The organism is Faecalibacterium sp. DFI.5.82 (assembly GCF_029076575.1).
GTDB classification, from domain to species: domain Bacteria; phylum Bacillota; class Clostridia; order Oscillospirales; family Ruminococcaceae; genus Faecalibacterium; species Faecalibacterium duncaniae.
In genome coordinates, this window is record NZ_JARFIS010000304.1 from 1 (window position 1) to 324 (window position 324).

General features: G+C 55.9%; 1 protein-coding gene. It reads left to right on the top strand.

Annotated features, from left to right (window positions below; all coding sequences use genetic code 11):
* The coding region (locus P0G09_RS16725) for a DUF6061 family protein (RefSeq protein ID WP_275253227.1) at nt 1–246 on the top strand (246 nt) is incomplete at its 5' end.
* Nucleotides 247–324: the final 78 nt, after the last annotated feature.

Consider the following 324-nt stretch of genomic DNA (forward strand, 5'->3'; position numbering starts at 1 on the left):
AATAAACTGCTTTCCTGCTGCTACAATATGGACACCAACCGGGTGGAAGCCCGGTTCGCAGATGGCACCACTCTTGCCATCGACTGCATCGCCGTCGAGGATGAGTACGGCAACACCCCGGCACAGCGGGCGGACCTGGACTGGCTGCTCTACAACAAGCCCTTGGAGTATGCCCAGATGGTGCTGAGTGGGGAGATGGAGCTTTATCTTTCTCTCGGCTGCGACCACGGCAGGCTGGAGGATTGAGCCACAGAAAAAGCGCAGCAAAAATGCTAATCGCGCAGCGCGCGTTTCAGCGCGCGATTAACGATTTCTGTTTTTATC